The organism is Aliivibrio sp. A6, assembly GCF_028765505.1.
In the GTDB taxonomy this organism is placed as follows: domain Bacteria; phylum Pseudomonadota; class Gammaproteobacteria; order Enterobacterales; family Vibrionaceae; genus Aliivibrio; species Aliivibrio finisterrensis_A.
The window spans coordinates 1-5,118 of the sequence record NZ_JARACR010000062.1; the positions used below are offsets into that span (position 1 = coordinate 1).

General features: G+C 35.4%; 5 protein-coding genes and 1 pseudogene. 5 read left to right on the forward strand and 1 reads right to left on the reverse strand.

The annotated features are described in order from the left end of the window. Positions 1–92 precede the first annotated feature (92 nt). Both dhiT and dhiA read left to right on the forward strand, forming a co-directional pair. Positions 93–364: pseudogene (gene dhiT, locus PVK70_RS18400) on the forward strand (type II toxin-antitoxin system toxin DhiT). Further along, positions 358–882 carry a type II toxin-antitoxin system antitoxin DhiA gene (gene dhiA, locus PVK70_RS18405; protein WP_130049420.1) on the forward strand — a complete coding sequence of 175 codons (525 nt, stop codon included), beginning with the start codon at positions 358–360 and terminating at the stop codon, positions 880–882. Before dhiT ends, dhiA begins: the two are co-directional and overlap by 7 nt. A 741-nt stretch (positions 883–1,623) precedes the next feature. Here the strand turns inward: dhiA and PVK70_RS18410 are convergent. After that, entirely contained in the window at positions 1,624–2,886 is a 1,263-nt protein-coding gene (locus PVK70_RS18410; RefSeq protein WP_165367249.1) for a site-specific DNA-methyltransferase, read from the reverse strand. Positions 2,887–2,945: 59 nt separating this feature from the next. Here PVK70_RS18410 and PVK70_RS18415 point away from each other — a divergent pair, with 59 nt between their 5' ends. The 3 genes from PVK70_RS18415 (at position 2,946) to PVK70_RS18425 (ending at position 4,813) form a co-directional block, all read left to right on the forward strand. After that, positions 2,946–3,608, forward strand: a complete 663-nt coding sequence (locus PVK70_RS18415; protein WP_130049419.1) for a restriction endonuclease — start codon at positions 2,946–2,948, stop codon at positions 3,606–3,608. Positions 3,609–3,767: 159 nt separating this feature from the next. Further along, positions 3,768–4,190 carry a hypothetical protein gene (locus PVK70_RS18420; RefSeq protein WP_130049418.1) on the forward strand — a complete coding sequence of 141 codons (423 nt, stop codon included), beginning with the start codon at positions 3,768–3,770 and terminating at the stop codon, positions 4,188–4,190. A 152-nt stretch (positions 4,191–4,342) separates the two neighbouring features. Next, positions 4,343–4,813 (forward strand): GNAT family N-acetyltransferase, encoded by a 471-nt coding sequence (locus tag PVK70_RS18425; protein WP_065611809.1) that lies wholly within the window; start codon positions 4,343–4,345, stop codon positions 4,811–4,813. Positions 4,814–5,118 lie beyond the last annotated feature (305 nt).

Genomic DNA, 5,118 nt, shown 5'->3' on the forward strand with positions numbered 1-5,118 from the left:
TTCGCACGTGTTATTGCGGCGTTACATGCTAAAGTTGTCTCTTTTGGGATACGGTGCTATAGTTTAACCAGATTTGATAATTAGAGGTTGCTATGCCAGAGATAGATGCATTGCTTGGGCTTTCATTTTGTTTGTATTTTTTCGACAACAAGCAGCATAAATTGCCTCATATTCATGTCAAATATGGTAGCTATGAGCTAATCATAGCAATTGAAACAGGAGAGTGCTTAGAGGGTTATTTACCAAATAAGCAACGAAAACGAGCAGAAGCTCACATTGAAAGCAATCGAGTAAAATTGATGGCAATGTGGAAACAAGCAGTTGCTGGTATTAATCCGGGTAAATTATAGGTGACGTATGTTGAAAGTAATTGATGTTGATTTGGTAGCTAATTTTACACTTGAGCTTACTTTTAGTGACGGTTATACCGGTGAAGCAAACTTAGCTGAGTATTTTCAAAAAGAAGCATTTAGTCATGTGACTAATTTTCAAAAGTTTGCATTAACTGCTGATGGCTCTCTTGATTGGAGTGGTGTTGAATTATCAGCGGCAACGTTAAAAGAAATCACGGTTGGTAGTTATACTGAATCTGATTTAACGCCTTTTGACGTTAAAGAAATGGAAATGGTAATCAAGCAGGCTTCATGGGATTCAATGCAAGAAGGTCGAGCTGATATTTTGCAAGCGGCCATTCGTTCTTATGTTGAGCAATTTGGCCACAGTGTTGTAATTGAGCGTGCAGGAATAAAAAGTAGAACGAGTGCTTATCGTTCATTAAAATCTGAAACGACACCAAGTTTTGGTACTTTGGTTCAATTAGGTCATGCAGTTATTGAATTGGCTAAAGATAGAGTATCTGCTCATTCCTTGAGTCGCATGTAACAATTGCATCAACACGATTTACTACACTCGGCAATCTCAGTTTGCCGAGTGTTTCTCGTTTTAATACGTCAATATTGAGTATGATTGCATAGTAGCAAACGTGTTATGCAGGCGTTACACGAACTCTAAGATCGCAGTTTTTTGGCTCAGTTCAGCGATTGAGCCGTTAATTTTTTAGGCGTGAAAGTAGGGTGAATTTCCTTTTTCTTTGTTTCCTTTTTGAGTTCATTTCATCAGGTTCGGCATTGAACTATTATTGTTTTAAATTCAGGCGTTTCAGCGGCTAATTTACGCTTCAATTGTTCTTTGGCTATGCCTCATTTTATCTTGTATCAGTGTTCTGCTCGCAGCATTTTCAATCCCAATTGTGGTTAGGATATTTAGTTTATAAGCTGAAAACTTGCTGAAACCAGATCGTACAAATGGCGTAAGAAAAAGGGATTGTTTCGTTTCACAGTTATTGCCGTTGAAATGATATTTTGCTCGCTTAATTGAGCCAGTCTAATTAAACTCAGTTTACAGTAAATCTTGGTAAATCAGTTCTTTACCAATTAAAGCGAAGCGTTGACAAAGATCGTGTAACAAATGCATCAACACGATTTGCTACATTCGGCGCTGTCGGTTTGTCTTTAGTTTCAGTGATTAAGGCAGTAAAATTCAGCTAGGCCTGTATCGTAGCAAACGTGTTATGCAGGCGTTATATTTTTTAGTGGCCTCAATATTAAATTAAGGCCAGAGTTCTTATGATATAGACTTAGATTGAAATGAAAAGTTAGGGTTACTTTCTGTCAACCATCTTAACCTAAACTCTGTTATATCAGAAATTACGTTAAATCCATTTTTATAAGCAACGTGCGTTTTTGATATTGGTTGTTCTTGTTCTATCAAAATGACTTTTCTTGTACCATTATCTTTTTCGTTTAAATTAAAAGCTGCGTGTGCTGTTGTTCCAGTTCCAGCAAAAAAATCTAAAATTAAAGCATCTTTCTTTGTGTGGCTAATAATTAAGTCTTCAATAAGATCTAATGGTTTTGGTGTTTCGAATACTTTGGTTCCATATATTTCTTTTATTTGATTTGTAGCTCTTTCTGTTAAATAGCGATTATCATCCCAAAAACTACGCGGTTTTATCCTTTTATCTTCGGAATGGTAGTTTTTAACATAAATGACACCATTTTTACTTGCAAATAATTTCCAAGATTCTTTTGTAGCTTTTTCTTTCCCCCATAGCCAACGACGTTCTATTCCTTTACTGTCCATTGGGTATACTTCTTTTAATAATTTATCTTTATTTTCAGTAAAAACGTTGCCGTTTTCATCGAAATAAAGAGGATAGAACATATTCGGTCTGTCTTCTCTGAGACTAGCGTCTCCTTTTTTTCTGAAAAGTCCATTTATTTTATATAAACCATATTTATCTTTTCGATCATAAGATGACGAATCTTCATCTTTAAAACCCGTAATCTCAGCTTGAGAGGTTTTTCCATAGACAATAATATACTCATGGTTGGTTGCTATATTACCTTTGCTTCCTTTACCATTACGGCTTCTACAGACGCTAATGCACGCTATAAAATTAGTCTCACCAAATATTTGGTCTAAAAGAATACGCAGATATGGTTGTTCATAGTCATCAATACTGATGGCTACGATCCCTGTATCTTTAAGAAGGATATGCAAATGAACTAATCGAGAAGTCATAAATTGCATCCATTCGGCATGACTTCCCCATATAGTGTGGTTATTAGACGTTCGATTATCGTTATAAATAAATTTATTTTTAGTATTGTAGGGCGGATCTATATAACAAAAATCAATAGAATTTTTTAATTCATCATTCAGTTTTCTCAGAATGATTTCATTGTCACCTTTATAAAGATGACAAATAGCATCAACTTCTTGGTTGATTTTTGTACTAGTTTCAAATATTGAGCTCTGTGTATCAATATTTAATGCTAAACTTTGACTTATCTTATTGATATTCTTGTTCATAATTGCTTTCATGCGTTCGGTTATTCCAACGATAACATAAAATCGTTTGTCACTGAAGCTAAGGAGGCTTTATGTCGAATCGTGAAAAATTTAAATTAGGTGCTGTTTCCAAAAAGTATGAAGAAAAAAGTATTAAAAAACGCATAGAATCATTTCTTATAGATAATGTAGGTAAAATAGTAACTAGAGAAATGATTATTCAGGTTTCCAAGGATCCAACAACAGGTAAAGAACCCGAAAATTGGCATCAACGACTTTCAGAGTTACGTACAGATGATGGTTATACCATTTTATCTAAGCGCGACAGGGCATTTTTATCGGTTGAGGAATATGTTTTAGAATCATTGAATAAAAGAGCAGCAGCTGGAAAGCGAGTATTACCAACAAAAGAAACTTGGGCTGCTATTCTGGTACGTGCAGATGATTCCTGTGAGTGGTGTGATGGAGGGGAGTCCTGTGGATTAAAAAATGGAGCAACGGATCCAATAGGAGGAGGGACAGTTAAATTAACGCCAGATCATATGCAACCTCATTCTATAAACCCCAACGCAGACCCTAGTTCGATGAAGCAGTGGCAAGCATTATGTGGACGGCATCAGGTTATAAAGAAAAATTTTTGGGATTCTAGTTCAGGTAAAGTCAATACGATTGCAATTCTGCAAGCATTACCTCATAAAGAGAAAGAAATAGCCTTAAAGTTTCTACTTGAGTATTTTGGTGAAGAACTAGCTTAATCGTATAAAAATATAACAAATGCATCAACACGATTTACTACACTCGGCAATCTCAGTTTGCCGGGTGTTTCTCGTTTTAAGGCGTCAATATTAAGTATAATTGCATAGTAGTAAACGTGTTATGCAGGCGTTATGAGTAAAATGGAGAAATGTATAAAAATGACAATAGTTTCAGATTTGAAAAGTATAGATGGATTATTCACAACAACATTATTGGTTCTTTTTTTATCGGTAATTGCTCCTGGTGTTCTAATTATTTACCTTTTTCTTCCCGAACTTTTTCTTGAATTAGATGGGATTAAATTTGTATTGCTTGCTTCGTCATTATCGTTACCTGTGTTTATATTAAATTGTGTATTCATGCCCGCAGTTATGGGTTATGGCAAAGATGATAATTATGACTTTCAGCATGTTGGTGTATTGAGTGGGATTTTTTCTTCGACGATACTTTATGGATGCCTAATCGCTGCATATATATTTGCTTTAAAGTTTAGTTTGTTTTTGGGCATTATTGTAATAATAGAAGTGTTATGGCTCTCATTTTGTTCCGTTTTAATGTACAGAAAAGGACTGAAGTTGTAATTTACTCATAACAAATGCATCAACACGATTTACTACACTCGGCATCTCAGGTTGTCGGGTGTTTATCGTTTTAGGGCGTCAATTTTAAGTATTATTGCATAGTAGTAAACGTGTTATGCAGGCGTTATGAGAATTAAGGGATAATTTTAAATATGGATATCAAAATAGATGATTTGAATGGCGGTGAAGTTGTTCAGTTATTAAAAGAACACCTGGAAGATATGTATGCAACGTCTCCTCCTGAAAGTGTGCACGCATTAGATGTTAGCGCTCTAAAAGTACCTGAGATTACGTTCTTTAGCTGCTGGAAAGGTGAGCAGTTATTAGGTTGTGCAGCAATTAAGGAATTGGATTCAAACCATGCGGAACTGAAATCAATGAGAACCTCTAATCATGCGCGAAATTTGGGTGTAGGTACGCTTCTTCTCAATCATGTATTAAATGTTTCATCGGATAGGGGTTATAAGAAAATTAGCTTGGAAACCGGTTCACAAGAGTTCTTCAAACCAGCTCGTAATCTCTATGAAAAATTTGGTTTTCAATATTGTGATCCCTTTGCCGATTACAAACCTGATCCACACAGCCAATTTATGTCGTGCACACTGGGTGAGACATTCTCATAACAAATGCATCAACACGATTTGCTACATTCGGCATTCTAGATTTCTTCTGGTTTACCGTATTAAGTGGTAAATTTAGACTTAATCTGTATCGTAGCAAACGTGTTATGCAGGCGTTATGTGCAAATATTTAGGTTATATAACATATGAAGTACCTTTAAGTTGCATTCTGATTATTTCTTTGTATAATCAGGGCATTATCATTGTTTAACTATGATAAACCGAACGATTGAAGGGTGAGAAATCATTCTTCAACAACCTTCCAGTCGGGTTGCTACTACCAAAGCGGACTGGTTTTAAACCTAAAT

Excerpts from the sequence above, each read along its gene's own strand:
- dhiA (WP_130049420.1), top strand. The coding sequence starts at position 358 with ATGTTGAAAGTAATTGATGTTGATTTGGTAGCTAATTTTACACTTGAG.
- PVK70_RS18410 (WP_165367249.1), bottom strand. The coding sequence starts at position 2,886 with ATGAAAGCAATTATGAACAAGAATATCAATAAGATAAGTCAAAGTTTA.
- PVK70_RS18415 (WP_130049419.1), top strand. The coding sequence starts at position 2,946 with ATGTCGAATCGTGAAAAATTTAAATTAGGTGCTGTTTCCAAAAAGTAT.
- PVK70_RS18420 (WP_130049418.1), top strand. The coding sequence starts at position 3,768 with ATGACAATAGTTTCAGATTTGAAAAGTATAGATGGATTATTCACAACA.
- PVK70_RS18425 (WP_065611809.1), top strand. The coding sequence starts at position 4,343 with ATGGATATCAAAATAGATGATTTGAATGGCGGTGAAGTTGTTCAGTTA.